Below are 24596 nucleotides of genomic sequence, written 5' to 3'. Positions count from 1 at the left end.
GTGCTTATCCCCAAAGGCAGGATATAGGCGCGGCGAATAGACGATCCCCAAACGGAACGATGTTCTCCCCGTTATAAAAAACAATCCCGAGCTTAAAGTCATCTTGGCAGATATGAGCTAGCTTGCGCAGCCCTTTGAAATCACTGGCAGAGATCGAAGCGGATGCCTTAATTTCGATACCAAGCACGGCGCCTACTTCGTTTTCAACCACAAGATCTACTTCATCTTGCTCTTTATCTCGATAGTGGTGGAGCGTATACGTTTCATCGCTCCATGTGATCTGCTTCATTATTTCAGAGACAACGAAAGTCTCAAGGAGCGGACCGAATAGGGTGTGGTTTTCTGCAATTCGTTCAGGTGTTGCACCTAGTATACTGGCCAGTAATCCGGCATCAAAAAAATGTAGCTTGGGCGTCTTGATAACTCGTTTAAGCTGATTGCGGAACCAAGGTTTGAGGCGATAAACAAGAAATAATTGCTCGAAAACAGCCAAATATTTACTTGCCGTCTTGCTATCAAGGCCAAGTTGGCCCGCAATCTGGGTGAAATTGAGCAATTGCCCAGAGTGGTGGGCGAGAATTTGTAGCAAACGCGGTAAAAGGTCAAATTTCTCAATCTTTGCGACGTCTCGCACATCGCGCTGTAAGAGCGCATGCAGGTAATCACGTCGCCATGCTTGGCGCCGTTTTGGATTTTGACGCACAAACATTTCTGGATAACCGCCAGTCAACACGGTTTGCACAAGTGCATGATCGAGCATTATTTCTGCTGGCTGCACAAGGGCGCCAGCAAATGCATGAGCTAAGAATGCTGGCTTTTTACTGTTGATCTCAGTGAGCGAAAGGGGCAACAGTTGCACGATTTCCATGCGTCCAGCTAAGCTCTCTGATACTGTCGGCAGAGTGAGTATATTGGCTGAGCCAGTGAGCAGGAGGCGCCCGGGCCGGCGATCATCATCAACCGCCTTTTTGATTGCGCGTAACAGCTCGGGGGCCCGCTGTACTTCATCGATAATGGCATAATCCAGTTGGCGCACAAATCCGCTTGGGTCGCTGCGAGCAGCCGCAAGCACTGTGTCATCGTCAAGCGTAATGTAGACATGGCCCGTGCTGGTAAACTGGCGAACCAAGGTGGTTTTGCCGCACTGACGCGGGCCGTTGACCATCACCACTGGGGTGTCTTTAAGCGCCGTGAGGATGCGCTCGATGGCAAACCGCGGAAAAAGGGTTAAATGAGTCCCGGCCATTTCGTATTTAAACTCCGTCTAATATGGATTTAACTCCCGTCCAATTCGGATTGTAAGCTCGTCTAATTTGGATTAAAAGCTCGTCCAATCCGGATTATAAACTCCTGTGATCGAATCATGAAGGCTCTTTTTAGTTTAAGTACATTGCTTGTCTTGACGGCATCGTTAGTGACTGCAAGCGATGCTCGCATATCAATTAACTACATGCCACCTGTAGTGCTGAAGGCGCAAGGCACGGTGCAGGCTGCGTTTGTGCCACGCGATAATGTTGAGGGATTAATCGTGGCTGCTGTGCGGCGTGCGCGCAAACAAGTTCTGGTACAAACCTATCTGCTGTCAAATAAACGAATTATTCATGCCTTGCTTAAGGCTCATGCGCGCGGCGTTGATGTGCGCATATTAGTTGACGCCGCGCGGCTGGAAGAGGCACGCAATTCACGCCTATCTGCGCTGGCTCAGGCTGGCATTTGGGTTCGCCGAGAAGTGAAATATCGTAATGCTCATAACAAAGTGATGGTAATCGACGCTAATAGCGCGCATCCAGTGTTGATTACAGGTAGTTTTAATTTTACGTATACGGCTCAGCAAAAAAATGCAGAGAATATGCTGATTATTCGGGATTTTCCAGCGCTTGCGCGTGAATATGCAAAAAATTGGCAACGTCATGCGGATGAGGCTGTGCGGTACTAATTCGGGACGGCAGGCCGTGATCAATTTCTGTAAAATTGAGTGATTCACATCAACTCAATCAAGTGGTAGAGAAACCCGCCTTGTTTGGGGATATCCATAACCCACCCAAAAACCGGACAATTCATTTGCCCCCACAGGTATGGCTGAAAGCACTTGCGCATTCTTTGTAATTGGTTTATATTTCACCTTATTGATTGAATTAAAGGGTTGGACCCTGATCACCATTGCACTGGTAGCCACTCAGAATCTCGCTATTCAGAGATCTGATTTTGCCGATGGGCAACAACTCAATGGATTCTCAGTATTGCATATCGTAGTCAATTAGGCTACATTTGAAGCTAATTATGCTTCAACTTATATCTCAAACTCTTTTTGGTGGATATCGTCGCCATGTTTTAGGCTTGCTTTTGCTGCACCCAGAGCAGTCTTATCATGTTCGGGAAATTGCGCGTCTTACGGGTACTGTGGCGGGTACGCTTCACAAAGAGCTGAACAAATTGGCAAGCGCAGGTATTTTGCTACGTCAGCAGCGTGGCAATCAACTTGTCTATAGCGCTAATCAGGCGAACCCTATTTATGGCGAGCTAGCCGCTATTATGCGTAAGACCTCTGGGATCGCGCATGTGATTGAACAAGCGCTGATGCCAGTAGCGGCACAAATCGCCATTGCTTTTGTGTTTGGTTCTGTTGCAAGGGCGCAAGAGAACGAAAATAGCGATGTGGATGTAATGATAATTGGCGCCCTTGGTTTTGCGGAAGCTGTTCGGTTGCTATATCCGGTGCAAGCGACTATAGGGCGGGAGATCAATCCAAAGGTATTTACAGTAAAAGAGTGGAGAACCAAAATGGAAGCAGGTGACTCATTCGTACAAGATGTCGTAAATAAACCCAAAATTTTTCTGATTGGTGATGACAGTGACTTTGCAAAATTTAGTCGGGAGAATGTTTGATGTCATTGAGCCAAATCGGCCAATGGTACTTAAATTGCTGGCTGCGGCTAAGCGCAATTTAGCGGACTCTCAGCTCGTAGAGTTAAGCGAGGAAAATCGGTTTGATACAGCGTATAAAGCTGTGATGCAACTGGCGATATTAGCGCTTCACGCCAATGGCTACCGTACGTTGACAAGCAAGCCTGGGCATCATCAGATAGCAATTCAGACTTTGCCACAGACGGTAGGGTTAAAGATGGATCAAGTGATTGTGCTAGATGCATTAAGGAAACAGCGTAATCTTTTGGATTATTCGGGTGATTTGGTGCCTGAGTCAGCAGTGCAGGAATGTGTCGCAAGCGCAAAGGCGCTGTTAATACATATAGAAGCTTGGCTAAGGGCGAACAGACCAGAGTTGATATAGAGCCGGTTAGGCTGCTTCAGCTAGCAACGAATGAATGGTAGCACCCGAAAAGTGCCGATATACTTCCCTGTGCGTGCCGGAACGGTCGACGGCTCTAGCAGAAAATAACAGGGAGAACACCATGTTGGGCAGCATCTTTTCGTCATCACGGAGCTCGCTTTCCGCAGAGCAAATGCTTGACATTGCCAATACTTATTTAAACAACGCTCGACAAACCCAGGATAGGCATCTCGCTTCAATCTTCTGCGATGAGGCGGAAATCTCGTTGTCCCAAGCAAAAAATGCCTTCAAACGAGCGCTTTCTCCGGAGATACTGTCTGATCAAACGCTGCGCAATAACATCGGCGCAGCTTACTTTGAGCGCGGCAAGATGTTAGACCAGTTAGGGCAACCCGATAGGGCGCAGGTGAGCTATCAAAAGGCGCAAAAATGGGGCTATCAGGAAATGACATGTTCCTCGACGCCCGCTGCGTCGCTGCTTGCGCGCGGTGCGCCGGTTTTGGCTCAAACTGCAACGCCTAGCGTAATGCCTACCCAGGCAAAAAGCGAGCTGGTGGATTATCTATTTGAAAAGGCCCTGTTAACGCTGGGCGCTTTAGAGGTATCCAATAAACCTAGCCTGTTTCTGGTCTATGCGCACGATAATATCGAATACGGCAAGGCGGAGGCCAGTACATCTAAATATTTAATCAATAAGCTATCAAAAATCCAAGTCAATCTGTATTCCGATCAAACGCCGATGGGAAAAAAATATTCCGACTCGCCAGAAGCGCTGAAAAAGGATGGCAAGCTCGAAGATATTTTAACCAATCAGTTGTGTTTGTTGCCCACCCAGCTAAGAGACGACGTGAAACCGGTCAATAAGGTCGTCGTCTGTTGTTCTGAGGTATTAGGAAGCTATCTAAAATGGCCGGACTATGATCGCTTTTATCAGGAGCTTCGAGCCGCCTATCTGAAAGATCGTGAACAACCGGCCAATGCAGACATCCCAGAAATTCGTGAGGTGGTGAGAAAATTTTCCCAAGAGAAAAACTATAAAGCAGGGTTCCATCATGTGTTGACGGAAATGGCCTTTTTGCAAATTCGGGCAGAGTATCTGAAGGATCACGGCATTATCCCAGTTTCGTTAACCCAAGGGAGCTATGATCAATGTTTGGCGAAATTTATTTCAGCGACGATCGTTCGGATGGAGGACTGCCTGCGCTTTGAGGCGCAAGCGCAAGCTGGGCAAGAAGTGTATTCGAACCAAAGTCGGCAGGGCGTGCTGTTTAAGCTGATTGAACGACTGTTAGCAAGCAGCGATGAGGCTAAAACGTTTTTGGACAAGTTTTGGGATGGGCATGGCAATTTTATTGCCCGTTTAAAAAAAGAGCCTCCACTTAGTTACCTTGATTTTGCCCAGTCAATAGACAGCATCTTCGACGACATACGCACAGCACTCCACAGTCAGCTGGCCTCTACCGTGCAGCAACAGCACCACCAGTTATGGGTGCTGAATGCGGATCCCCGAGAAGCACTGAAGGCGCAATATTTCGCTGCGCTCAAACAAGATGACGCGTTTACGGAAACCCAACAGCTGTATGTTAAACCGCGTGGCAAAACGAGTTTAGATGGGAAGGCAGAGACGTTTGACCTTTTATCCAAAGTTAAAGCGCTGATCAAGGATAAACACGTGGTGTTGTTGACGGGGGACTCGGGGGCGGGCAAATCCACGTTGAATCGCGTCCTAGAAAAACACTTATGGGAGAATAAAAAAGAACATGATGCGATACCGCTGTTTATTTCTTTGCCTAGTATTGACAAGCCTGAGCACGATCTGATTGGCAAAGCGTTAAAGAAAAGAGGGCTGTCAGAATTTCAGATTCAGACCTTGAAGAAGGAAAAACAAAGGTTCGTCTTTGTTTTAGATGGCTATGATGAGATACGGCAGACGCAGAATCTGTATCAGAGCAATCGGATCAACCAGTCCGACGGCTGGCAGGGCCGGATGGTGATCAGTTGTCGCAGCGAATATCTGGGCCAAGATTATCGAAACCGTTTTCAACCGAATCCGGGTCGGCCAGGTGAGGACCCGTCATTTGAAGAAGTGGTGATCGAGCCGTTTTCAGCAGAAGAGCGCAATCGCTATCTCAAAAAATATGTGGAGCACAACGGGATGGGATGGGCAGCGCAACGCTATCAAGGAGCGCTGGAGCAGCCTCATTTAAAAGACTTGGTGAGTAACCCATTTTTACTGCAAGTGGTGCTGGAAGCGTTGCCGTTTCTGGAAAATGAGGGAAAAGCGCGCAGTGCCGTGCAGTTACGGCTGGACCTGTATGAGCATTTTGTCAGACGCTGGTTCGAGCGTAACCAGCAGCGTTTAAGCACACAAAATTTAGCGGGAAGTCAAAGAGAGATATTTAGAGCGTTGAGCGATGATGACTTTGCCGAGCATGGTATCGCCTTTGTGCAAGAGTTAGCGGTGCATCTGTATACAGAGAATGGAGGCAATCCGATAGTCGAGTATTCAGAGTTCAAAGACCAAAGGAATTGGAAGGAAACATTTTTTGGTCGAGAAGATAAGAAGCCACTGCTGCGAGAAGCGTGGCCGCTGATCCGAAGCGGGAATCAATACCGGTTTATGCATAAATCGCTCCTGGAGTATTTTGTGGCGCGAGAGTTGTTTGAGTGGTTTGAGTCGTTTGATGAATGCATCGCGCCGGTCCCCCACCTCCGCCGTGGTAGCAACGCTTCCGTCTATAGTTTTGAAAACCAACGGGTTCCACCCCCTCGAAAGGTGCGAGACGTATCGTTAGCGCTAAGGGATTGGGTAGGCGATCTGGGGGTTGTGCGTTTGTTGACGGAGCGAGTTTGGCAAGAGCCGTCATTTAAGAAACAACTATTAGCGATAATCGAGCGCTCTAAAACGGATGCGGGTGTGCGCCAGGCAGCGGCGAATGCCATGACGATTCTGGTCAGAGCCGGGGTGCAGTTTATTGAGGCGGATTTAAAGGGAATCCAGATACCTGGTGCAGATCTGAGTTTTGGCGTATTCGATTCAGCGCAGTTACAAGGGGCGGATTTAAGAAAGGCCACTCTTCGCCGTATATGGCTGCGTAATGCCAATTTAAGCGGAGCGCAGATGTCCGGAGTGCAGTTTGGGGAATGGCCGACTCTCAAAGAAAAGAGCGAGGTGAGGTCCTGCGCGTATTCCCCGGATGGGAAAACCTGTGCTGTGGGTCTTGAGAACGGCAAGATCAGTGTATATGACGCCTCGAACTGGAAAAAAATCCACACCTTAAAAGGACATACCTTCACTGTTTGGAGCGTGGTGTATTCGCCGAGCGGTTTGCAGATCGCCTCGGGGAGTAGGGACAAGACGGTGCGGATGTGGGACGCGCATAGCGGAGCCCTTGGGCACACTTTAGAAGGACATACCGAAGCTGTTTCTAGCGTGGTGTATTCGCCGAGCGGTTTGCAGATCGCCTCGGGCAGTGATGACAAGACGGTGCGGGTGTGGGACGCGCACAGCGGAGCCCTTGATTACACCTTAGAAGGACATACCTTAGGCGTTAATAGCGTGGTGTATTCGCCGAGCGGTTTGCAGATTGCCTCGGGCAGTGATGACAAGACGGTGCGGGTGTGGGACGCGCACAGTGGAGCCCTTGGGCACACCTTAGAAGGACATACCAGAGAAATTAGGAGCGTGGTGTATTCGCCGAGCGGTTTGCAGATCGCCTCGGGCAGTGATGACAAGACGGTGCGGGTGTGGGACGCGCACAGCGGAGCCCTTGGGCACACCTTAGAAGGACATACCTACTATGTTACTAGCGTGGTGTATTCGCCGAGCGGTTTGCAGATCGCCTCGGGGAGTTTAGACAAGACGGTACGGGTGTGGGACGCGCACAGCGGAGCCCTTGGGCACACCTTAGAAGGGCATACCGACTCTGTTTTTAGCGTGGTGTATTCGCCGAGCGGTTTGCAGATCGCCTCGGGTAGCGAGGACACTACGGTGCGGGTGTGGGACGCGCACAGCGGAGCCCTTGGGCACACCTTAGAAGGACATACCTCCTATGTTTTGAGCGTGGTGTATTCGCCGAGCGGTTTGCAGATCGCCTCGGGCAGTCATGACGATACGGTGCGGGTGTGGGACGCGCACAGCGGAGCCCTTGGGCACACCTTAAAAGGACATACCAACTCTGTTTGGAGCGTGGTGTATTCGCCGAGCGGTTTGCAGATCGCCTCGGGCAGTGATGACAAGACGGTGCGGGTGTGGGACGCGCACAGCGGAGCCCTTGGGCACACCTTACGCGGACATACCTCCTATGTTTGGAGCGTGGTGTATTCGCCGAGCGGTTTGCAGATCGCCTCGGGCAGTTCTGACAAGACGGTGCGGCTGTGGGACGCGGAAAGCGGAGCCCTTGGGCACACTTTAGAAGGACATACCAGAGAAATTAGGAGCGTGGTGTATTCGCCGAGCGGTTTGCAGATCGCCTCGGGCAGTTCTGACAAGACGGTGCGGGTGTGGGACGCGGAAAGCGGAGCCCTTGAGTACACCTTAGAAGGACATACCTTAGGTGTTAATAGCGTGGTGTATTCGCCGAGCGGTTTGCAGATCGCCTCGGGCAGTGATGACAAGACGGTGCGGGTGTGGGACGTGCACAGTGGAGCCCTTGGGCACACCTTAGAAGGACATACCAGAGAAATTAGGAGCGTGGTGTATTCGCCGAGCGGTTTGCAGATCGCCTCGGGCAGTGAGGACAAGACGGTGCGACTGTGGGATGTTGCCTCGGGTCAGTGTCAGGCGGTGATTAAAGATTTTTTCGGGGCAGTCAATAGCGTAGCCTGGAAAGCGACGCCTGAGGGTTCCTATTTGTTGACTGGGAGTGATGATAATTTAGTTCGGCAGTGGCAGGTGATAGGAGAGGGTGGCGGATACAAAATACGCCAGCGCTGGATGTCCCCGCATGGGGTGCTGAGAGTGAAAGATGTCTCGATCCATAGAGTAGAAGGCTTAAGCGAGTTGAACAGGGCGCTTCTTGATCAGCGAGGATCTGTGTCGCGCTTGCGGGAGGTGGGCAAGAAAATAATGATGCTGGGATCAACCTAAAGGAAGTTGGAAGCGCCGGTGCTTAATAATGTAGGGAGAGCAGCCCTTTGATGTTTGTGTAGAGTTGAAAGTGGGGTTTAACAGGGCGTAGCTAAAGGCCTCTGAGGGGGCTTTAGCTACGGGCTTTGGGTGTCAAGTTGAACGATCATACTGGCCAAAAATATTAAAAAACTCTGCTAAACCTTAAACCTGCGCCCCAGCATTCGGATCATATTTAGGCTTAGCCGGTTTAATCAGATCTTCGCGTTTCACGCCAAGCCACATGGCAATCGCGGCGGCGACAAAGACCGATGAATAAATCCCGAACAAAATCCCGATTGTGAGCGCTAATGAGAAAAAGTGCAGCGTAGGCCCACCAAATAACAGCATCGCTAATACCATCATCTGGGTGCTGCCATGCGTAATAATCGTGCGTGAGATGGTGCTGGTGATGGCGTGGTTAATCACCTCAATGACGGTGAGTTTACGCGTTTTACGAAAGGTTTCACGGATCCGGTCAAAGACCACTACAGATTCATTAACCGAATAGCCTAGCACAGCAAGCACTGCGGCTAGAACTGAGAGCGAAAACTCCCACTGAAAAAATGCAAAGAAGCCAAGAATAATAATTACATCATGCAAATTGGCAAGCACCCCTGCGATTGCGTATTTCCACTCGAAGCGAAATGAGAGATACACAATAATGCCGAGTACCACGCAGAGTAAGGCGAGTAGCCCATGGGCAGCAAGCTCTTTGCCGACTTGTGGGCCGACAAACTCAACCCGTTGTAGGCGAGCTTGCGGCGTGTGTGCACTGAGCGCGTTGATGACGTACTCGCTTTGCTGCGCAGATGACATCCCGGCTTTCAAGGGCAGGCGGATCAATACGTCGCGTGAGGTGCCAAAAGTTTGCACTTGCGCATCGTTATAGCCGAGCTTGCCAAGCGTGGCGCGTACCGGCTCGAGCTGAACCTGCTGAGGGTAATTGACTTCAAGCACCGTCCCCCCGGTAAATTCAACCGACAAATGCAGTCCGCGACTGAGTAAAAAAAACACCGCAGCGATGAACGTCAGCAATGAGATTGCGTTGAAGATCAACGCACGCTGCATAAATGGGATGTCTTTGTGGATGCGAAAAAATTCCATCTTGCTCTCCGAATCAGCGTGACGTAGTGTGGTTAGCCGACGATGCGTTGACCTTTTTGCCGTCACTCTGATTGTCGGTAGACGGGAAGAGGGCGGCGGGCGTTGCCGGACGCCATATCTGGCCAATTGACAGTGACTTCAGCTTGCGCCGGCCACCGTACCAGAGGTTGACTAAACCGCGGGCAAAGAATACGGCCGAGAACATTGACGTCAAAATACCGATGCAATGCACCACGGCAAAGCCTCGTACTGGCCCGGAGCCGAAGGCTAGCAAGGCAAGACCAGCAATTAAGGTGGTCACATTTGAATCGAGAATGGTCGACCAGGCATGCTGAAAGCCAGAAGAAATGGCCGTTTGCGGTGATGCGCCATGACGCAGTTCTTCGCGGATGCGCTCGTTGATTAATACGTTCGCATCGATGGCCATACCAAGGGTGAGGGCAATCGCGGCAATGCCTGGCAGAGTCAGCGTGGCTTGCAGCATCGATAGCACGGCGATTAAGAGCAGCAGGTTAAGCGATAGGGCCAGAACTGAAACCAAGCCGAACAGCATGTAATACGCCAACATAAAGAGGGCGATAGCGGTAAAGCCATAGAGTACGGAATCAAAACCTTTCTTGATATTATCCGCGCCTAGACTAGGACCGATGGTGCGCTCTTCTATGATTTCCATTGGCGCGGCCAGTGAGCCTGCGCGCAACAGCAAGGCGAGATCATTGGCTGCCGCAGTGGAGGCGGAGCCGGTGATCTGAAAATTTTCGCCGAGCTCGGATTGAATCGTGGCGACTGTCAGGACTTCGCCTTTGCCTTTTTCAAATAACACAATCGCCATTGGCTTGCCGATGTTGTCGCGCGAGACGCTGCGCAACACGCGGCCGCCGGCTGCATCTAGGCGAATTTTAACCGCAGCTTGCTGGTGTTCATCAAAGCCTGCCGCCGCATCGGTGATGCGATCGCCAGTAAAGATAATCTGTTTTTTGAGGAGCACAGGAGCGCTGTTGCCCTCGGTGAAGAGTTCAGCACCCGCCGGCACTGGATCACGTGGATTGGGGAAACGCGGCGCGTTGACCTCGACTAAGCGCGCTTCGAGGGTTGCCGTGCGGCCTATGATGTCTTTAGCTTTAGCCGTGTCTTGTACGCCCGGGAGCTCGACAATGATGCGATCCACCCCTTGTTGTTGGATCACGGGCTCAGCCACACCGAGCTCATTGACACGATTATGCAGCGTTGCGATATTCTGCTTCAGAGCATTTTCTTGAACGGTACGCAGGGCGCTCGGAGAAAAAACGCCAATCACCTGATAGCCGTCTGCCGCTGTTTGCACGTTCCATTGCAACTCACTGAACTTGTCTGAGAGCAAGGTGCGCGTAGCTTCGGCAGGCGCCGCAGTGGCAAAATTGATGCGGATGGTTTGCTCAACGCGGCTGATGCCGCCACTACGAATAGTGCGCTCACGCAGCAGGGTACGGATATCGCTTGCGCTGGTATCGAGTTTTTTGGCGAGTGCGCCGGCCATGTCCACTTGTAACAAGAAATGCACGCCGCCACGCAAATCTAGGCCCAGATACATGGGTAGCGCGTGTAGCGCTGTCAGCCATTTAGGCGAAGCGCTTTGCAAATTTAGAGCAACAATATAAGCCGGATTAGAGGGATCGTGATTGAGGGCTTTGGCAAGTAGATCCTTGGCGCGCAGCTGAGTATCTGTATCCGCCAACCGTATGCGTACGCTAGCGTTATTGGCGCTGTTATCGAACGTCGTGTTAATCGCTGCAATTTGATTTAAAGCGAGCGCGTCTTCTACTTTTTTTAAGACGCCATGATCGATCTTCACGGTTGCCCTGCCGCTTGAGATCTGCACTGCAGGCGTTTCACCAAAGAAATTAGGCAGTGTATATAGCAGGCCGATGGCGAGTGCCATCAACATCACGATATATTTCCACAGAGGGTAGCGGTTCATTGAGGGGCGCGGTGAGAATAAGGAAAAACACAATACGCAGCCATCTGCTTAGCGCTGCATTTGATTGCAAGGCTGTCACAAAACACCGGCATAAGCAGGTGGAGTTTGTGGCAGCCTTTTGAAGCGAATGCTTTTATAGCGACTTGATCGTACCTTTAGGCAAGGTCGCCGTCACTGCATTTTTTTGTACTGTAATTTCAACACCTTCAGCAATCTCAATGTCAACATAAGCGTCGTTGACTTTGGAAACTTTGCCGAGAATACCGCCGTTGGTGACGACTTCATCGCCTTTTGCCATGGCTGCTAGCAAATTACGATGCTCTTTCTGCCGCTTCATTTGCGGGCGGATCATGATGAAATACAAGACAGCAAACATCGCGATGAGAGGCAAAAAGTTCATCAGACTAGATTCGATGCCGGTAGCGCCGGCGCTTGCGCCTTGAGCGAAAGCATGGGTAATAAACATGCTAAATCTCCATAAATGGGTGGTCAAAATGGTTGGGCATTCTACCATCATTAGATGGCGAAAGTCTTAAGCCAACGCTTTATAACACGCCACGCGCGCGCTCTGCGTGAAATTTTTGCACAAACGCGCTAAATGTGCGTGAGCCAATGGCGGTGCGCATTTCATGCATTAACTCAAGGTAATAATGCAAATTATGGAGCGTGTTGAGCCGTGCCCCCAGGATTTCGCCAACGCGATGTAAATGATGTAAATAGGCGCGCGAAAAATGGCTACAGGTATAGCAAGCACAGCTTTCGTCGAGCGGACGTGGATCTTGGCGATGCGCGGCATTCTTGATTTTTAAGTCGCCAAAGCGAGTGAAGAGCCAGCCATTACGTGCGTTGCGGGTTGGCATCACACAATCGAACATATCAATTCCTGCGGCGACGCCAGCGACTAAATCTTCCGGTGTCCCCACCCCCATCAAGTAATGCGGTTTATCGGCGGGCAAGCGCGGGCCGACATGATTCAGGATGCGCTTCATTTCCTCTTTGGGCTCACCTACGGAGAGCCCACCAATCGCATAGCCATCAAAATCCAGTTCAGTTAACCCTGCAAGCGATTCGTCGCGCAAAGCTTCATGCATGCCGCCTTGGACAATCCCAAATAATGCATTGGGGTTGTTGAGTTGCTTAAATTCGTTGATTGAACGGCGCGCCCAACGCAACGACAAGCGCATTGAGTCGGCGGCTTCCGCTTGAGTCGTGAGCACGCCGGCAGTTGCGTATGGCGTACATTCATCGAATTGCATCGCGATGTCTGAATTCAGCTTGTGCTGTACTTGCATCGATACTTCAGGCGATAAAAAAAGGCGATCGCCGTTAATCGGCGAGGCAAAGGTGACCCCCTCTTCGGTAATTTTGCGTAAGGCGCCCAGACTAAACACCTGAAAGCCGCCGGAGTCGGTAAGAATCGGTTTTTGCCAGCCGATAAAGCGGTGCAAACCACCATGGGCGGCGATTGCCTCCAACCCTGGTCGTAGCCATAAATGAAAAGTGTTGCCAAGAATAATTTGTGCTTCGATGTCGTCAAGCTCATGCGGTGAGATGGACTTGACTGCGCCATAGGTGCCCACTGGCATAAAAATGGGCGTCTCAATCGTGCCGTGATTTAATTGTAGGCGGCCGCGGCGCGCATGGCCGTCTGTACTCAGTAAGTTAAAATTTAGCATGGTAGTCGGGTTAAAAACATGGCATCACCATAGCTGAAGAAACGATATTGTTGGCTGATGGCATGCTGGTAGGCCAGGCGCACGGTGTCAATGCCGGCAAAGGCACTCACTAGCATGAGTAAAGTCGATTTAGGTAAATGAAAATTCGTCACCAGTTGATCGACTAAGCGAAAGCGATAGCCCGGCGTGATAAAGATATCTGTTTCGCCGCTACCGGCGCGGAGCAGATGGGGGCGGGCTTCTTGCGGGTCGCTGGCATGAGCCGCGGCTTCAAGTGCGCGCAGTGAGGTGGTGCCCACTGCAATCACCCGCCGTCCGGCGGCGCGAGTGTGTGCAATGGCATCGACCAGCGACTGCGGTATGTGATACCACTCGCTATGCATGCGGTGTTGTGCAAGATTTTCCGTGCGCACAGGCTGAAACGTGCCAGCGCCAACGTGCAGCGTAAGGGTTGCGCGCTGTATGCCGCGCGCGTCAAGCTGAGCCAGCAGTGCTTCATCAAAATGTAAGCCGGCAGTGGGCGCCGCCACCGCGCCTGGGTTGGTGGCATAAACGGTCTGGTAACGGACTGCATCCGTTGCATCGGCATCATGCGTAATATAAGGTGGCAGCGGTAACCGCCCATAGCGTTCGATGAGGCTCAGACAGTCGGCAGGAAAGTGCAGCGTATAAAAAGGCGCATAAGCATCCAACTGCGATGGCGGGTTAGCCTCATCAGCTTGAGCTTCAATCGGCTCGCCTATGGTCACGTCAAATGCATCGGCCAGGCGTAGTGTGCTGCCTACTGCTGGGCGCTTACTGGCACGCACTTGCGCCAGCGCCGTATGCGTGTCAATAATACGCTCAATGAGTACTTCGACCTTACCGCCACTTGCCTTGTGCCCGAAAAAACGGGCTTTAAGCACTTTAGTGTCATTAAATACAAGCAGATCGCCTGCTGCAATACAAGCAGGTAATTCGGTAAAGTGTCGGTCAATACATTGCGCTGGTGTGCGTGAATTATCGACTTCAAGCAAACGGCTTGCGCTACGGTTAGCGAGGGCCGTTTGGGCAATTAATTCAGCGGGCAGTTTAAAATCGAAGTCAGAAAGTGTATACATGAAGGGGCCTAAGCCACATAAAGGCCAGGGTAGGATAGGGCATGAAGCCCAATATTGTACTTGTATCTGGTTAAAGTTCTACAGAAAAGGCGGCGATGCCGGCATCTAAAACCTTGTTAAACGAACCGCTGGCGGATGCGGCGCCTGCCGCAACGCCTGCGAGTCTCCCCAAGTCCTCTTCTGGACCTCAAGCGGACAAGCTGATTAAGCTTGGGCTGAGGCGCGCGCTTGATTTGGTCTTGCATTTGCCGTTGCGCTATGACGACGAAACGACGCTCACGGCAATCCGCGATCTGCCTCCTGGCGCAAGTGCTCAGGTTGAGGGCCTGATTACTCATCATGAAATTACGTATCGAGGGCGCCGCCAACTGTGTATTACGTTAACGGATGAAAATGGCGATCCGCTGCTGCTGCGCTTTTTGAATTTTTACGGTTCGCAAGTCAAGCAGCTTGCTGTGGGCGTGCGACTGCGTGCCCGTGGTGAGGTGCGGGATGGATTTTTGGGGATGGAAATGGTGCATCCAGCGTATCGGATCGTTACCCAAGATGAAGCATTACCGCAAGCGCTGACGCCTATCTATCCAACCTGCGCGGGTTTGAGTCAAGCGTATCTACGCCGAGCGATTAATCATGCGCTGGCTGAGACCCCGTTGCCAGAATTGTTTCCGGATGAGTTGAAGGCCGAGATTATCGCACCGCTGCAATTGCCACCGCTGGCGGCTGCGGTGCGCACGCTACACCATCCGCCTGCTGAGGTTGATGCCACCGCATTGCTTGAGCGTACGCATCCTGCTTGGATCCGCATCAAATTTGAAGAACTCTTAGCGCAACAATTGTCATTAAAGCGAGCGCACATGCAACGGCGCACGCGTTCAGCGCCGGCGTTAGTTGCTAGTCTTTTGGCCACAGAGCAAACATTGGTGGCGCGCTTATTATCTGCGCTGCCGTTTGTGCTAACGTGCGCTCAGCAGCGTGTGCAAAAAGAAATTAGCGTGGATTTAGCGGTGCCCCATCCAATGCAGCGGCTCTTGCAAGGCGATGTCGGCAGCGGCAAAACGGTGCTTGCAGCACTTGCGGCAGCGCAAGCAATTGACGCTGGCTATCAAGTTGCGCTGATGGTCCCCACAGAACTGCTGGCTGAGCAACATGTGCGCAAGCTGCGTGGTTGGTTTGAGCCGCTTGGCATACATCTCGTATGGTTGACCGCAAGCCTAAAAGCCAAAGAAAAACGCGCCGCATTGGCGGCGGCAGCGGCAGGCGACGCGCAGTTGATTGTGGGCACGCACGCGATCATTCAAGATAAAGTTGAATTTGCCCGGCTTGGGCTGGTGATTATCGATGAGCAGCATCGTTTTGGCGTTGAGCAGCGGCTGGCATTGCGGAGCAAGGCGCACCATGAGGTGGCTGGTTTAAACTGGCAGCCCCATCAATTAATGATGAGCGCCACGCCCATCCCGCGTACGCTTGCCATGAGCTATTACGCAGATCTTGATGTGTCTACGCTAGATGAGCTTCCGCCTGGCCGCCAGCCGGTTGTGACGAAGTTGGTTTCACAAGCGCGGCGCGAAGAAGTGATTGCGCGTGTACGGCAAGCAGCGCTGGCTGGCCGGCAGGTATATTGGGTTTGCCCATTGATCGAAGAAAGCGAAACCTTGCAATTGCAAACGGCAGAGGATACTTTTGCGATGTTATCTGCGGCGCTGCCTGAATTAAAGATTGGCTTAATCCATGGCCGGCTTAAGCCAGCAGACAAAGCTGAGGTGATGGCCGCCTTCACGCGGAATGAAATTCAGTTGTTAGTGGCCACCACGGTCATTGAAGTGGGCGTTGATATACCGAATGCATCGCTGATGGTAATTGAGCATGCTGAGCGTTTTGGCTTGTCTCAGTTACACCAATTGCGCGGCCGCACCGGACGCGGAAGCACAGCTTCCGCCTGCGTTTTGTTATATGCTGGGCCATTGTCCTATACCGCGCGAGCGCGTTTAAATACATTGCGCGAAACGAATGATGGCTTTGAAATTGCGCGGCGTGACCTTGAAATCCGGGGGCCGGGCGAGTTTCTGGGCGCGCGTCAATCTGGTACGGCGATGCTGCGTTTTGCCGATCTGCAGGAAGATCTCTGGCTGATTGAACCCGCTCAGCGGGCAGCTGATTATTTACTGCGTAAGCATCCAGATATTGTGATGCAACATTTAAAGCGCTGGCTAGAGGGACGAGAAAACTATTTAAAAGTATGACGGATAGGGCGAAGCTTTAAAGCATTTTGGGTGAGCAACATGCCTGTGCCAAGTATTATTGAGTTAAGCTGAATAATGGTCATGCACAGTTCTCAAGCCGCGCCTTCGACAGCTCTATTGCTTCATGCAACTTTTGTTTTAGTAATTGTCGAGATGGCAGACCGGTCATGTATTCGGCGACATGAATGCCACTTTGGCCTAGTTCCAGAAGTTCAATTTGTTCATGATTTTTGCCTGTGCATAGTATGATGCCCAGCGGTGGTGCCTCATCCGGTTCTTGCTCATATTTTGCAAGCCAGCGCAGATAAAGTTCCATTTGACCTTTATCTGCTGCTTTGAATTCACCAAGCTTTAATTCGATGGCTACGAGTCGTTTGAGACGACGGTTGTAGAACAACAAATCAATATAAAAATCGGCATTGTCGATCTGCAACCGTTTTTGACGAGCGACAAAACTAAATCCCGTACCCAACTCAAGCAGAAAGTGTTCCAGTTCGCGTAGGATTGCATCTTCGAGGTCTTTTTCAAGATAGCGATCATGCAGTCCCTAGGGATCTTTTAGTACGAGATTAGGGCTTAAAGCTTCTTGATCTCGTAATGTTGCTAGTTCGACTGCGAGTAACTCGGTTGGCTTGCGCGAGAGCGCTGTGCGCTCGAACAACATAGAATCAAGGCGATTCTGTAAAGTACGGGTACTCCAGCCCTCGCTGCGGCACATCTCAAGGTAGAATTCGCGTTTGAGAGGGTCTTCAATGTAGATTAGGCTACGCAAGTGAGTCCAACTTAATTGTCTACTCAGCGCGTAGACAATCTTCTCAGCTTCAAATATTTCGGCAAAACGCAGCATATGGCGAAGGTTCTTAGTGCTGAAACCACGCCCATATTCGGCCTCCAACTGCTGAGCCAGCGCCACAACAATTTGCTCGCCGTACTCAGCTCGCTTCCCCTTGAGTACCTCTATATATATGCGTCGTCCAATATGCCAATAAAGCAGGGTTAGAGCCGAATTGACGGTGGTGGCTAGTTCGGACTTGGCTTGGTTGATCAAATCACGAATGTCACCAATGATTGTCGATGCAATGCGGTCAATTTTTCCAGTTTGTGCATCTATCGAGGGTAAATTTATTTCTGTGGCCTTTTGGGGCATATGAGTGTCCTTGGTAATTTGTTTCAAGAGGTGAATGCTATGCTGTCCTCGATAGGTAGCTGTGTGTTCAGATGAAAATCTACTTCCGTGCACAATGTTTTCATGCACCAGAAAATAACCCGCGATCGTTGCCTCCACCACTCCCCCTTTCGGGAAATTCTTTTAAATGCAAAAATCCTTTATAATCTAGGGTTTTCCGTTTACGCCTCCGCGGAAAAATGATAGGGAGAGCCTGCGCTAAAAATATAAGCAGGAAAAACAAGGGGTGGTTTATTTTGGATCAATCATGAAAACATTTTCTGCTAAACCTGCTGAGGTTACGCATAAATGGTATGTGGTTGACGTGAAGGATAAGATTCTCGGTCGTGTCGCCAGTGAAGTGGCGCGCCGTTTGCGCGGTAAGCACAAACCCGAGTTCACTCCACACGTCGATACCGGCGATTTTATCGTTGTCGTTAACGCTGGTCAGTTGAAAGTCACTGGCAATAAAGCCACTGACAAAAAGTATTTCCGTCACTCGGGTTACCCGGGTGGTATTTATGAAACAACTTTCAGCAAGATGCAAGAGCGTTTCCCAGGGCGCGCGCTAGAAAAGGCCGTTAAAGGGATGTTGCCTAAAGGCCCGTTAGGGTATGCAATGATCAAGAAACTTAAGATCTATGCAAACGATTCCCACCCGCATACGGCACAGCAGCCGCAAGCCCTAGAAATCTAAAGAGACCGTTATGATTGGAAACTGGAACTATGGCACCGGCCGCCGCAAAAGTGCGGTTGCGCGCGTCTTTATTAAGCAGGGTAGCGGCGCTATCATTGTGAATGACAAGCCAATCGCTGATTATTTCTCGCGTGAAACATCGCTAATGATTGTGAGCCAGCCACTTGAGCTGACCCAACATGGCAAAACGTTTGATGTTAAAGTCAACGTGAGCGGCGGTGGCGAGACCGGTCAAGCGGGTGCGGTGCGTCATGGCATTACTCGTGCGTTAATCGATTATGATCTGACGTTAAAGCCTGCTTTGTCGAAAGCCGGCTTTGTGACCCGAGATGCCCGCGAAGTTGAGCGTAAGAAGGTCGGCTTTCATAAAGCCCGCCGTCGTAAGCAATTCTCGAAGCGTTAATATATTTGTTGGCACGCAAGTGCTGGTGGATATTGCTCGAAAAAAGCCGCTTATGCGGCTTTTTTCAAATAGGGGACTTTACCTATTCTTCCAGAAGCCAGCTACACTATATGCGTAGTGTAATATCAGCAGCATTGCGATCGACTTGAGCTGCCTTGCGGCTTTATAATGTCGGAACCCTGTTTTATTTGGAGAAAATGATGAGCGCGGCAATTGAAGTTTCTACAGCGGACATCCCTTCAGCGCCACTAATTTTTACCGATAGCGCGGCGAATAAGGTCAAGCAATTAATTGAGGAAGAAGGTAATGCAGCACTCAAGCTGCGCGTTTTTGTGCAAGGTGGCGGTTGCTCGGGCTTTCAATACGGTTTTACTTTTGACGAAGAAATCGGAGAAGACGATACCGTGATGGATAAAAACGGTGTTCAGCTACTGATTGATGCGATGAGCTATCAATATTTGGTAGGGGCTGAAATTGATTATAAAGATGATCTGAGCGGTGCGCAGTTTGTGATCAAAAATCCGAATGCGTCGACCAGTTGCGGTTGTGGCTCTTCATTTTCTGTCTGATGCCTATCTAAGTGTTGTTTTAAATCTAAAAAATAATGTCGTCAACTTCTCAGGCCACACGGATGGCGAATGCGATCCGTGTGTTAGCTATAGATGCAGTGCAGCAAGCGAATTCTGGTCACCCTGGCATGCCAATGGGCATGGCTGAGATTGCCGTTGCGCTTTGGCATCGTCATTTGAAACATAATCCAACGAATCCCCATTGGCCTGACCGTGACCGCTTTGTGTTGTCAAATGGACATGGTTCAATGTTGCTGTATGCGCTGCTCCATTTGACCGGCTATGATAATCTGCCAATCGAAGAGTTAAAACGCTTTAGGCAATTGCATAGCAAGACCCCTGGACACCCAGAAGTCGGTATTACGTCAGGGGTAGAGACCACCACCGGCCCACTTGGACAAGGGCTCGCCAACGCAGTTGGGATGGCGCTTGCTGAGGCGCTGCTGGCACAAGAATTCAATCATGACGAGATCAAAATCGTCGACCATTACACCTATGCTTTCGTTGGCGATGGTTGCCTGATGGAAGGCATTTCGCATGAAGCCTGTTCATTGGCTGGCACCTTGAAGCTCGCCAAATTGATCGTATTGTATGACGACAATGGGATCTCAATTGACGGGAACGTTGAGCACTGGTTTGCGGATAATACGCCGCAGCGCTTTGAAGCCTATGGCTGGCACGTGATTCGTCAAGTCGATGGACACGATGTCGAGGCGGTAGATACCGCTATTGCTGCCGCGAAAAAAACCGGTAAGCCAACTTTGATTTGTTGCCGCACAGTGATCGGCAAGGGCGCTCCCACTAAAGCGGGAGGGCATGATGTCCACGGCGCTCCGTTAGGCGCAGCTGAGATCGCGGCTACCCGGATAGCGCTTGACTGGCCGTTTGAGCCTTTTGCCATACCTGCTGAGGTTTACGCCGCTTGGGGCGCGCGTGACCGTGGCGCTGAAGCGGAAGCTAACTGGCGCGAGCGCTTTGACGCTTATCGCGCGAAGTACCCACAGCAAGCTCTTGAATTTATGCGCCGCAGCAACGGCGAACTGCCGGCTAACTGGCCTGAGGCAACCCGCGCCTTCATCGCCGGTACTTATGCAAAAGCTGAAACCATTGCTACCCGTAAAGCTTCGCAACAGACCATTGACGGCCTGGCTGCGATCCTGCCCGAATTGCTCGGCGGCTCAGCAGATTTGACCGGGTCAAATTTGACCAACTGGAAAGCTGCAAAACCCGTGCGTGCGACTGAACATGGCTTGCAATTCGGCCATCATATCAATTATGGCGTGCGTGAATTCGGTATGAGCGCAGTCTTGAATGGTATTGCATTGCATGGTGGTTATCGGCCGTTTGGCGGCACCTTCTTGACGTTTTCCGATTACAGTCGCAATGCGCTTCGTGTCGCTGCCTTAATGAAGGCGCGTTCGATCTTCGTGTTTACGCATGACTCAATCGGTTTAGGTGAAGATGGCCCGACGCATCAGCCAGTCGAGCACCTCGCCAGCCTGCGCTTGATTCCGCAGCTGGATGTGTGGCGTGCCGCCGATACCGTTGAGACCGCGGTAGCATGGGTGCATGCGGTTGAGAGACAAGGACCCAGTTGTCTGGTGTTTAGCCGCCAGAATTTACCCTTTATTGCGCGTAGCGATGCGCAGATTGAGAATATCGCTAAAGGTGGCTATGTGCTGCGTGATTGGAATGAAGAGATCGTTGCACACAAGTTGATTCTGCTGGCTACCGGTTCAGAAGTCGAGCTGGCGTTAGCGGCAATTGAGCCACTTGCGCGCGTTGGCATTGCGGCGCGTATTGTATCCATGCCTGCAACCACCGTGTTTGACCGGCAAACGGCAGATTGGCGCGAATCTGTATTACCCAAAGGGGTGATGCGTATGGCGATTGAGGCGGGCGTAAGCGATTACTGGCGCAAATACGTTGGCCTGGAAGGTGATGTGATTGGCCTTGATACGTTTGGCGAGTCAGCCCCGGCGGCGGCGCTCTTTGAGCATTTCGGTTTTACGGTAGAAAATATTGTCAAAAAGGCGCGCGCTTTGTTGAGCTAGCGGCGACTGACACAATGGTTTGTGCGTATGCCAGCGCTTACTGAACAGATCGCTTGCGAGTCGGTTAATTCATAGAGTAGGCGATGGCGTACGCGTTCATTATTCACTTAGGTAATCAGGAGAGAAAAAATGACGGTTCGCGTCGCAATTAATGGCTATGGCCGTATTGGCCGCAATACGCTACGCGCATTTTATGAAGCAGGCAAAAAGCACGATCTCGAGATTGTGGCGATTAATGATCTAGGCGATGCCAAGACCAATGCTCATTTGACGCAATACGATACAACCCATCGTCAATTTCCGGGTACGGTAGAGGTCGATGGCGAAAACCTAATCGTCAATGGCGACCGGATTCGCGTGTTGGCTAATCGTAACCCAGCGGCTTTGCCATGGGGCGAGCTTGGGGTCGATGTGGTGCTGGAATGCACCGGGTTTTTTACCAGCAAAGAAAAGGCCAGTGCCCATTTGCAAGGGGGCGCGAAGAAAGTCATTATTTCAGCGCCTGGCGGCAAAGATGTGGATGCCACGATTGTGTATGGCGTGAACCATCAGACGCTAAAAAAAGAGCACACCGTGATTTCAAATGCATCGTGCACGACCAATTGTCTGGCCCCTTTGGTTAAGCCATTGCATGACAAGATTGGGGTGGTCAACGGTTTGATGACAACCATCCATTCTTATACCAATGACCAGGTACTGACCGATGTGTATCATGAAGACCTGCGGCGCGCGCGTTCGGCCACGCAGAGCATGATCCCAGCTAAAACCGGCGCTGCCTCAGCGGTTGGCTTAGTCCTGCCTGAGCTGAACGGCAAGCTTGATGGCTTTGCCATCCGTGTGCCGACGATCAATGTATCGATTGTGGATTTATCTTTTGTAGCAGCGCGCGACACCACAGTGGATGAGGTCAACGCAATTCTAAAAGAAGCCGCTGATGGTCCGCTCAAGGGCATTTTGGCCTACAACACACTGCCGCTCGTTTCGACAGATTTCAATCACCATCCAGCGTCGTCAATTTTTGATGCAACCCTGACTAAAGTATCAGGCCGGCTGGTTAAAGTCTCGAGTTGGTATGACAATGAATGGGGCTTTTCAAATCGCATGCTAGATACAGCAGTGGCGTTTGCACAGGCGAAGTAAACGCGTTTAAAGCTCAAGTATCCTCAATAAGTTGGCCCATCGCGGCCAACTTGATTATAAGATTAGAATCCTAAGGATGGCACGCGAGAAGCAGAATTAGAAAAGTACAAAGTGTATGAGCAAGAACTTCGTCTAAATGAAAAAGAACTCTGTCTAAACAGATGAAGATTTCTTGTGCGGGCAGTTTTCCTTACGGCATGAACCATATAAGGAAAGCGAATGCTCGTGCAGGACAAACCCCCGGCTTTTTGCAATCATCTGCTGGCGTCGCTCAATTTCAGGGTCGTAAAATTCCTCGACTAAACCACAGTCGATACAAAGCAAATGATCATGATGCGTGCCTTCATTAAGCTCGAACACGGATTTACCTGATTCAAAGTTGCTGCGGATCAGCAACCCAGCTTGTTCAAACTGCGTGAGCACTCGATAAACGGTGGCAAGACCAATATCAAGCTCCTCGTTAAGAAGCGCGCGATACACATCTTCAGCGCTCAAATGCCGGATATCACTGTTTTGAAAGATCTCGAGGATCTTCAGGCGTGGTAAGGTCGCTTTGAGGCCGATGCTCTTTAGATCGGAATGATTGGTCATTATTGGATATCAGTCAGGAGTAGAGAGTACAATGCGTATCTTTAATAATAATAGGTTTTTGGGCCAAGCAATGTAATTTATGACCAGTGAAAGAAGCTTCTTTTTGCAGGATGTATAAAGGGATAAGTCTCTTATAGCCTTTAGCCGGTCATCAGTTCCAACTCTCTATTTAGTCAAAGTTTTTAACATGAAATCGTTTCTTTTCACGTCCACTCGCCAACGCCGATTTGATTTGCCTCATATCATGGGGTGGTCGATGGCAATAGCGTGCGCTACGCTGTTGACGGCTTGCTCGACATATGACAGCACAAGTCAACGCATCATCCAGCGCATTACACCCTACCAGATTACGATTGTACAGGGCAATTTTATTTCCCGCGAGGCAATTGCCAAGCTACACGCCGGCATGGGGCGAGAGCAGGTGCGCGCAGTGTTGGGTACGCCACTTGTCACCGATATGTTCCACTCAGAGCAGTGGGATTATATTTTTTACTTTAAGCGTGGTGCCAATACAGTGGTGCAACAACGCCATTTGGTGGTTTATTTTGAGCGTGATCGCTTGTTGCGCTGGGCTGGCGGAGAAGATTTACCCTCTGAATATGAATTGCTGGCTGAGATCGATGGTGATCGGCATGCAAATACGCGTAGCAAACAAGGGGCAGCTGCTGGCTCACCCCGTGCGGGCAGCTAATGAGTGCGCTTAAAATTGCCTTGACGGGCGCTTCTGGGCGCATGGGCCGCATGCTGATTGAGACAATCCTGGCTACGCCCAGCGTGCAGCTCGTGGGCGTGTATGAGCGCAGCAATAATGCGCTGGTAGGGCAAGATGCCGGGGCTTTCTTAGGTCAATCTACAGGGGTGGCCGTCTCTAATGATCTCGACGCGGTGTTAGCGCCGGCTGAATGCTTGATTGACTTTACGCGTCCAGAAGGTACCCTCGCCAATTTGAACCTAGCCTGTCAGTACGGCGTAAAGTTGGTGATTGGCACGACCGGGTTTACGCCAACTCAGCAGGCCGAGTTGGCCGTGGCCGCGACTAAAGTGCCGCTTGTGCTAGCGCCGAATATGAGTGTTGGCGTGAATGTGACTTTTAAGCTGCTGGAGCTGGCTGCGCGTTCTTTAGCTAGCGGTTATGATATTGAAATTATTGAGGCGCATCACCGGCATAAAGTCGATGCGCCATCAGGCACTGCCTTGAAGATGGGCGAAATCGTGGCGCATGCATTGGGCCGTGACTTAGCGGAAGTGGCAGTGTATGGCCGCGAAGGGGTCACCGGAGCGCGGGACCCTGCGACGATTGGTTTTGCAACCGTGCGCGGCGGTGATATTGTGGGCGATCATACGGTGCTGTTTGCGGGCATCGGCGAGCGCATTGAAATTACTCATAAATCATCTAGCCGCCTGAGCTATGCGCAAGGTGCGCTACGGGCGGCGCATTTTTTGGCGGATAAGCCAAATGGCCTATTTGATATGCAAGATGTGCTTGGTCTGCGTTGATTAG

The 24596-nt window shown here is 50.9% G+C and carries 18 protein-coding genes and 3 pseudogenes; 13 read left to right on the top strand and 8 right to left on the bottom strand.

All coding sequences use genetic code 11. The features are described 5' to 3' along the window. Positions 1-4: 4 nt before the first annotated feature. Complete coding sequence (locus tag KMZ15_RS07630) at positions 5-1246, bottom strand: ATP-binding protein (RefSeq protein WP_223692246.1); 1242 nt, start codon at positions 1244-1246, stop codon at positions 5-7. 117 nt (positions 1247-1363) lie between these two features. Between KMZ15_RS07630 and KMZ15_RS07625 the strand changes: the two genes are divergently transcribed. The 5 genes from KMZ15_RS07625 to KMZ15_RS07605 all read left to right on the top strand — a co-directional run bounded on the left by KMZ15_RS07625 (position 1364) and on the right by KMZ15_RS07605 (position 8378). Further along, positions 1364-1936 (top strand): phospholipase D-like domain-containing protein, encoded by a 573-nt coding sequence (locus tag KMZ15_RS07625; RefSeq protein WP_223692244.1) that lies wholly within the window; start codon positions 1364-1366, stop codon positions 1934-1936. Positions 1937-2075: 139 nt separating this feature from the next. Then, positions 2076-2261, top strand: coding sequence for a hypothetical protein (locus tag KMZ15_RS07620; protein ID WP_223692242.1), 186 nt, complete (start codon positions 2076-2078; stop codon positions 2259-2261). Between the two features lie 7 nt (positions 2262-2268). Further along, entirely contained in the window at positions 2269-2886 is a 618-nt protein-coding gene (locus KMZ15_RS07615; protein WP_223692240.1) for a nucleotidyltransferase domain-containing protein, read from the top strand. Next, on the top strand, positions 2879-3289 hold the full coding sequence (locus tag KMZ15_RS07610) for a DNA-binding protein (RefSeq protein ID WP_223692238.1): 411 nt from the start codon (positions 2879-2881) through the stop codon (positions 3287-3289). Before KMZ15_RS07615 ends, KMZ15_RS07610 begins: the two co-directional genes overlap by 8 nt. A gap of 121 nt (positions 3290-3410) precedes the next feature. Further along, on the top strand, positions 3411-8378 hold the full coding sequence (locus KMZ15_RS07605; RefSeq protein ID WP_223692235.1) for an NACHT domain-containing protein: 4968 nt from the start codon (positions 3411-3413) through the stop codon (positions 8376-8378). Positions 8379-8561: 183 nt separating this feature from the next. On the opposite strand, the gene secF is transcribed toward KMZ15_RS07605, so the two are convergent. The 5 genes and pseudogenes from secF to queA all read right to left on the bottom strand — a co-directional run bounded on the left by secF (position 8562) and on the right by queA (position 14236). Further along, positions 8562-9503, bottom strand: coding sequence for a protein translocase subunit SecF (gene secF / locus KMZ15_RS07600; RefSeq protein ID WP_223692233.1), 942 nt, complete (start codon positions 9501-9503; stop codon positions 8562-8564). 103 nt (positions 9504-9606) lie between these two features. Further along, a pseudogene (secD, locus tag KMZ15_RS07595) lies at positions 9607-11460 on the bottom strand (protein translocase subunit SecD); the annotation flags it as partial. 133 nt (positions 11461-11593) lie between these two features. Next, positions 11594-11926: a preprotein translocase subunit YajC gene (gene yajC / locus KMZ15_RS07590; protein ID WP_223692231.1), complete on the bottom strand. Its 333-nt coding sequence runs from the start codon at positions 11924-11926 to the stop codon at positions 11594-11596. A gap of 79 nt (positions 11927-12005) precedes the next feature. Then, positions 12006-13136: a tRNA guanosine(34) transglycosylase Tgt gene (gene tgt, locus KMZ15_RS07585; RefSeq protein ID WP_223692230.1), complete on the bottom strand. Its 1131-nt coding sequence runs from the start codon at positions 13134-13136 to the stop codon at positions 12006-12008. Next, positions 13130-14236: a tRNA preQ1(34) S-adenosylmethionine ribosyltransferase-isomerase QueA gene (queA, locus tag KMZ15_RS07580; protein WP_223692229.1), complete on the bottom strand. Its 1107-nt coding sequence runs from the start codon at positions 14234-14236 to the stop codon at positions 13130-13132. Before queA ends, tgt begins: the two co-directional genes overlap by 7 nt. A gap of 95 nt (positions 14237-14331) precedes the next feature. Between queA and recG the strand changes: the two genes are divergently transcribed. Further along, positions 14332-16476 (top strand): ATP-dependent DNA helicase RecG, encoded by a 2145-nt coding sequence (gene recG / locus KMZ15_RS07575; protein ID WP_223692228.1) that lies wholly within the window; start codon positions 14332-14334, stop codon positions 16474-16476. Positions 16477-16555: 79 nt separating this feature from the next. On the opposite strand, the pseudogene KMZ15_RS07570 reads toward recG, so the two are convergent. Beyond that, positions 16556-17623: pseudogene (locus KMZ15_RS07570) on the bottom strand (YhcG family protein). A gap of 286 nt (positions 17624-17909) precedes the next feature. On the opposite strand from KMZ15_RS07570, the gene rplM reads away from it, so the two are divergent. From rplM to gap, 5 genes are all read left to right on the top strand, one after another. Further along, positions 17910-18338 carry a 50S ribosomal protein L13 gene (gene rplM / locus KMZ15_RS07565; RefSeq protein WP_223692227.1) on the top strand — a complete coding sequence of 143 codons (429 nt, stop codon included), beginning with the start codon at positions 17910-17912 and terminating at the stop codon, positions 18336-18338. Between the two features lie 10 nt (positions 18339-18348). Then, a complete protein-coding gene (rpsI, locus tag KMZ15_RS07560) occupies positions 18349-18741 on the top strand; it encodes a 30S ribosomal protein S9 (protein ID WP_223692226.1) in 393 nt (130 codons plus the stop codon). 200 nt (positions 18742-18941) lie between these two features. Continuing rightward, positions 18942-19310 carry an iron-sulfur cluster insertion protein ErpA gene (gene erpA, locus KMZ15_RS07555; protein WP_223692225.1) on the top strand — a complete coding sequence of 123 codons (369 nt, stop codon included), beginning with the start codon at positions 18942-18944 and terminating at the stop codon, positions 19308-19310. A 35-nt stretch (positions 19311-19345) separates the two neighbouring features. Further along, positions 19346-21364: a transketolase gene (gene tkt / locus KMZ15_RS07550; protein WP_223692223.1), complete on the top strand. Its 2019-nt coding sequence runs from the start codon at positions 19346-19348 to the stop codon at positions 21362-21364. A gap of 129 nt (positions 21365-21493) precedes the next feature. Further along, positions 21494-22504 (top strand): type I glyceraldehyde-3-phosphate dehydrogenase, encoded by a 1011-nt coding sequence (gap, locus tag KMZ15_RS07545; protein WP_223692222.1) that lies wholly within the window; start codon positions 21494-21496, stop codon positions 22502-22504. A gap of 153 nt (positions 22505-22657) precedes the next feature. Here the strand turns inward: gap and fur are convergent, their stop codons facing one another. Next, positions 22658-23095 (bottom strand): ferric iron uptake transcriptional regulator, encoded by a 438-nt coding sequence (gene fur, locus KMZ15_RS07540; protein WP_223692217.1) that lies wholly within the window; start codon positions 23093-23095, stop codon positions 22658-22660. A 244-nt stretch (positions 23096-23339) separates the two neighbouring features. Between fur and KMZ15_RS07535 the strand changes: the two are divergent. Continuing rightward, positions 23340-23783 (top strand): annotated as a pseudogene (locus tag KMZ15_RS07535) (outer membrane protein assembly factor BamE); the annotation flags it as partial. 2 nt (positions 23784-23785) lie between these two features. Further along, complete coding sequence (gene dapB / locus KMZ15_RS07530) at positions 23786-24592, top strand: 4-hydroxy-tetrahydrodipicolinate reductase (protein ID WP_223692215.1); 807 nt, start codon at positions 23786-23788, stop codon at positions 24590-24592. Positions 24593-24596: the final 4 nt, after the last annotated feature.

It is taken from the genome of Mycoavidus sp. HKI, assembly GCF_020023735.2.
In the GTDB taxonomy this organism is placed as follows: Bacteria; Pseudomonadota; Gammaproteobacteria; order Burkholderiales; family Burkholderiaceae; genus Mycoavidus.
The sequence above is the reverse complement of the archived record's forward strand: the minus strand, read 5'-3'. Positions and strand labels throughout refer to the sequence as shown.

What these genes read in the sequence shown, in the direction of transcription:
- tgt (WP_223692230.1), bottom strand. Translation starts at nt 13,136, where the DNA reads ATGCTAAATTTTAACTTACTGAGTACAGACGGCCATGCGCGCCGCGGC.
- rplM (WP_223692227.1), top strand. Translation starts at nt 17,910, where the DNA reads ATGAAAACATTTTCTGCTAAACCTGCTGAGGTTACGCATAAATGGTAT.
- dapB (WP_223692215.1), top strand. Translation starts at nt 23,786, where the DNA reads ATGAGTGCGCTTAAAATTGCCTTGACGGGCGCTTCTGGGCGCATGGGC.
- yajC (WP_223692231.1), bottom strand. Translation starts at nt 11,926, where the DNA reads ATGTTTATTACCCATGCTTTCGCTCAAGGCGCAAGCGCCGGCGCTACC.
- erpA (WP_223692225.1), top strand. Translation starts at nt 18,942, where the DNA reads ATGAGCGCGGCAATTGAAGTTTCTACAGCGGACATCCCTTCAGCGCCA.
- queA (WP_223692229.1), bottom strand. Translation starts at nt 14,236, where the DNA reads ATGTATACACTTTCTGACTTCGATTTTAAACTGCCCGCTGAATTAATT.
- recG (WP_223692228.1), top strand. Translation starts at nt 14,332, where the DNA reads ATGCCGGCATCTAAAACCTTGTTAAACGAACCGCTGGCGGATGCGGCG.
- KMZ15_RS07630 (WP_223692246.1), bottom strand. Translation starts at nt 1,246, where the DNA reads ATGGCCGGGACTCATTTAACCCTTTTTCCGCGGTTTGCCATCGAGCGC.
- KMZ15_RS07605 (WP_223692235.1), top strand. Translation starts at nt 3,411, where the DNA reads ATGTTGGGCAGCATCTTTTCGTCATCACGGAGCTCGCTTTCCGCAGAG.
- rpsI (WP_223692226.1), top strand. Translation starts at nt 18,349, where the DNA reads ATGATTGGAAACTGGAACTATGGCACCGGCCGCCGCAAAAGTGCGGTT.
- tkt (WP_223692223.1), top strand. Translation starts at nt 19,346, where the DNA reads ATGTCGTCAACTTCTCAGGCCACACGGATGGCGAATGCGATCCGTGTG.
- KMZ15_RS07610 (WP_223692238.1), top strand. Translation starts at nt 2,879, where the DNA reads ATGTTTGATGTCATTGAGCCAAATCGGCCAATGGTACTTAAATTGCTG.
- KMZ15_RS07625 (WP_223692244.1), top strand. Translation starts at nt 1,364, where the DNA reads ATGAAGGCTCTTTTTAGTTTAAGTACATTGCTTGTCTTGACGGCATCG.
- fur (WP_223692217.1), bottom strand. Translation starts at nt 23,095, where the DNA reads ATGACCAATCATTCCGATCTAAAGAGCATCGGCCTCAAAGCGACCTTA.
- KMZ15_RS07620 (WP_223692242.1), top strand. Translation starts at nt 2,076, where the DNA reads ATGGCTGAAAGCACTTGCGCATTCTTTGTAATTGGTTTATATTTCACC.
- secF (WP_223692233.1), bottom strand. Translation starts at nt 9,503, where the DNA reads ATGGAATTTTTTCGCATCCACAAAGACATCCCATTTATGCAGCGTGCG.
- gap (WP_223692222.1), top strand. Translation starts at nt 21,494, where the DNA reads ATGACGGTTCGCGTCGCAATTAATGGCTATGGCCGTATTGGCCGCAAT.